Origin of the sequence: Edaphobacter aggregans DSM 19364 (assembly GCF_000745965.1) — a bacterium.
Classification (GTDB): Bacteria; Acidobacteriota; Terriglobia; order Terriglobales; family Acidobacteriaceae; genus Edaphobacter; species Edaphobacter aggregans.
Map to the genome: position 1 here is coordinate 1 of NZ_JQKI01000268.1, position 3,302 is coordinate 3,302.

Here is a 3,302-nt window from a genome sequence, read left to right on the forward strand (position 1 = left end):
CAGGTAGTACCTCCATGTGACCCACAACTTACACCGGCCCCGGAACCACGCGGAGGCCACCGCCGCAGCGGCCGCGGCGCCTGCGGCTTCGTTCTAACCGACCAACCGGACAATGATGCCCGCGCCATGGCGATTTCATGGGCGTACGCTGGAAAATATGAAGCGCGTGGTCACCCTAGGTCGCGGAGCGTCAGGTAAATCGACGCTCGCGAGGTTCTCTCTCGCCTGGCGCAAATATGGAAATGGATTGGTGGCGCTGAAACTTGGACCATTTCTTGATATTGGCAAGATCGCCGATTCCTCTACGGCCGCTCGGTTCGCATAAGTGGCTTTGGGACGTTGGAGCGCAAGCCAAGCTGCGCATATTCGGAAGCATTGTTGCGTTTTCCTACGGAAAAGACCTTCGTTCTGGAAACAATGCCTTCTATGCAACGCTGCTTCAGTAGGCGCCTCGCTTTGCGTTTGGCATTCAGAGAAAATAGCCGACCATCTACCAGAATCTATGGGTTACTTCCCACGTGACGATGTGGTCCGGGAAAGGTGACGGGCTGGAGTCGCGCCAGTTGTCGGTTTTCCGAGATCCCACCCAGAGAGGGATATTTCGATAAGTCTTGCAAAATTCGCGTGCGGGTGAGAGAACTCTGGCTATGAGCTTCGATGGCTTGACCTCTCCGGTGCAGTTTCTGCAGCAGGTTGGGATCTTAGCAGATCAAGAGTGGCTGCGAGAATACGAGGCGTGGTTCGAATGCGAAGGGCAGGGGATCTCAGACGCGGTGGATCGCGCCGGCACACCGTGGTTACGCATGTTCGATCGGTTGGGCGCGCGGGTGGATGAAATCCTTTACCCACCCGAATACTGGCGCATGCTGAAACGTGGATACCGGGCGGGCGTGCTCTGGCGAGTCTTTGAGCAGAATTCGCTGATACCCTCTTACCTTCTTCTCTACACCACCGCTTTTTACGACCCGGGCTTGGCGTGTCCGTATACCGTCTCTCTGTCCACGGTTTCCCCGCTCGCTAAATATGGAGGAACAGAGTTGAAGGCACGGTTTTTGCCCACCATGTTGCATCGCGATGACAGTGTCTGGCAGGGAGCAACCTGGATGACGGAGATCAAGGGTGGGTCGGACCTGGGCACGGCCGTGGAGACCGTAGCGCAGCGGGATGGGAGTAAATGGCGGCTAACTGGTGACAAATACTTCGCGAGTAATGCAGGTGCCGAATTGGCGGTGGTCGCGGCTCGGCGCGAGGGCGCACCGCAGAACGTGCGCGGGCTGAATCTGTACCTGGTACCGCGTCGGGGTGAGGACGGGCAGCTGAACTATCTGATACGCCGTCTCAAGGACAAGATCGCCACTCGCTCGGTACCAACCGGTGAGATCGAATTTCGTAACAGCGAGGGTTGGCTTCTGGGGCAAGCGGAACATGGAATCTATTTGATTCTCGAAGTGCTGAACCTCTCGCGCGTGGCTAACAGCGTGGGCAGCGTAGCGCTCGCACAAAGGGCCATTGCAGATGCCTATTCCTTCGCTGAGCGGCGCACAGCCTTCGGCAAACCGATCATCGAGCATCCGTTACTTCGACGGCAGTTTGAGGTTCGTCTGCAGGGGTTACGCGCGGCTTCCAGGCTGGCCTGGGAAGCGGTGAGTCTGCTCGACAAGGTATGGCAGGAGAAGCCGCCGTACTCGGAGAGCTATCATCTGTTTCGGTTGATAGCTCACCTGGCGAAATACTGGACAGCGGAGTTTGCTCTCCAGACGGCCAAATGGGCGATGGAAGTGCACGGCGGAGTGGGAACCCTGCAGGAATTTCGCGTGGAGCGCTGGCTACGCGAGGCGATGATTCTTGCGATCTGGGAAGGGACATCGCATCGCCAGATGCTGGATGGACTGGAGGTCATGCAGCACAAGAGTGCGCACAGGTTGTTGTTCCAGCATCTTGCGGGGAAAGCACCGGAGGCACAGCTGCGCGAGATGGAAGCGCGGGTGGAGCGACAACTTAGGTTGCCCGAGGTTGACAGGGAAGGGACTTTGGAGCAGCTTTTTAGCGATCTGGCTTCACTTACCGCAGATGCGTTACTAAGGGGCCGGGTTGGTAGTGAATGATTTCGTCTCACTTTCCGATAACCATGCGCCCGAACACAGCGCCATATTGCCGATTATCTGGAAGCTTCTGCGGGACTCTTCCCCTGAGATCCATCGAAGCGGTAGTGGATTGCCTCGGCGACGGCTCTATACCCGATCCGGCGATAAATCGCGTTCGAGGTCGGATTTCCCAGGTCCGTGTACAGAACGCAGCGATAGCCTGCCTCGGTGCAGTACTTCGAAATTCCGTAAACGCAGGCGGCTGCGTAGCCACGCCTTCGATTCTCTGGCGGAGTGTACACATGAGACACGCGGACTACCCCTTGGATCGGCTTCTGGCTCACGGCAATGGACACTGCCTCGCCGTTCTCCCAAACCCACAGGTTCCCTGAGGTGAGCCAGTCATCTACCTGCCTCTCGACCTGCTCCTCATGTGGCTCGTGGACCTCGGTGTAGAACTCTTGTATCCATGAGATCGCCAGACTACGGTCCGCAGTTTCTGCTTTGCGGAGGGTTCCCTCGAAAGGGCCGGTAGGCTTCAACTCAGCCAATTCATACAGGCGAAGTCCTTGGGTGGGAAACGCAGCTGACTTACACTGTTCTGCCCATCGCCCGGCGAAGCTCGCGGCCGTTGCAGCGTCGCCTATGGCGCCGGGAAGAACGTCTCCAGCGTCCGCAATCGCGTCTACGAGAGCTTCAATCACGCTGGGTTCCATCGGTACAAGCAACGCAGAGCGCGTGCGAGGAGATTGAACCACCACACCAGCGGCCTGGCCGGCGCGGGCAGCAACCCAGTAGTATCCAGGCTCAGGACGCGTCAAGCGACGATCTAACACCGTGAGAATCAGGTTATGGTGAACTGCGCGTGACTGTAGGAAGTCGCCCGCGGCGGCAGAGAACGGTTTGGCATCCTCATAGAGGTGAACGCTGATATCCACGCTATGAAGTTTACCTTGGCCCGCATGGAGAAAGACTCCCGTGCGGCTGCGCTCTCCAAATGGCCGTCCAGAAGGAAGTTATTGGCGACCCGCCAACTATCGCTCGATTTGCGCTTAAATCGCCAACTCACTCACCGAACAGCGCGGACAAAAGACTTTCCAGATTTCTGGGTTCTGGGCGGATTACGTTAGTGCTTTATCGGAGGCGCGCCATGCGGGGCCAAGTTGAGAGCGCAGGGTTTTGGTGCGCGTTCGATAAAGCCGTCAGAAGGAAGCCGCT

The 3,302-nt window shown here is 57.7% G+C and carries 2 protein-coding genes; one reads left to right on the top strand and one right to left on the bottom strand.

What is annotated here, in order from left to right; genetic code table 11:
• The first annotated feature begins 647 nt into the window (after positions 1–647).
• Positions 648–2,105 (top strand): acyl-CoA dehydrogenase family protein, encoded by a 1,458-nt coding sequence (locus tag Q363_RS30960; protein ID WP_051979589.1) that lies wholly within the window; start codon positions 648–650, stop codon positions 2,103–2,105.
• A 53-nt stretch (positions 2,106–2,158) separates the two neighbouring features.
• Here Q363_RS30960 and Q363_RS30965 read toward each other — a convergent pair whose 3' ends face one another.
• Positions 2,159–3,022, bottom strand: a complete 864-nt coding sequence (locus Q363_RS30965) for a GNAT family N-acetyltransferase (protein WP_035358470.1) — start codon at positions 3,020–3,022, stop codon at positions 2,159–2,161.
• Positions 3,023–3,302: the final 280 nt, after the last annotated feature.